Source organism: Kitasatospora sp. NPDC059747, assembly GCF_042732955.1.
Lineage (GTDB): Bacteria > Actinomycetota > Actinomycetes > Streptomycetales > Streptomycetaceae > Kitasatospora.
Window position 1 is genome coordinate 141,581 of the sequence record NZ_JBHWGV010000007.1, and the last position, 368, is coordinate 141,948.

A 368-nucleotide genomic window follows, 5' to 3' on the forward strand; every position below is an offset into this window, starting at 1 on the left:
TTCCCCGGCCCGCCCGCCCCACCCCCCGGGGGGGCGCGCGCCGGCCCGGCGGCCCGCCGCCGCTGAACCGCGGCGCGCGACCGGACACCGAGGAGAACACCTGTGGCCCGCCACATCTACGCCTGCCCGCTGCGCTGGTCCGACATGGACGCCTTCGGGCACGTCAACAACGTGGTCTTCCTGCGCTACCTGGAGGAGGCCCGGATCGACTTCATGTTCACCCAGGCCGCCGCGGCCGGTGCCGGGGAGTTCGCGGGCGGGTCGGTGGGGGGGGGGGGCGCCGTGATGCGCCAACCGCCCCGTGTGGGGGCCCCGCGGGAGCGGGGCCGCGTCGCGCGGGTGGGAGGCAAGCCAAGTGACCACCGGAG

Annotated in this window: 1 protein-coding gene; it reads left to right on the top strand. The window is 77.4% G+C overall.

The window, feature by feature from the left end:
• Positions 1 to 102: 102 nt before the first annotated feature.
• A partial coding sequence (locus tag ACFV4G_RS05380; protein ID WP_380436692.1) for an acyl-CoA thioesterase occupies positions 103 to 368 on the top strand: 266 nt, incomplete at its 3' end.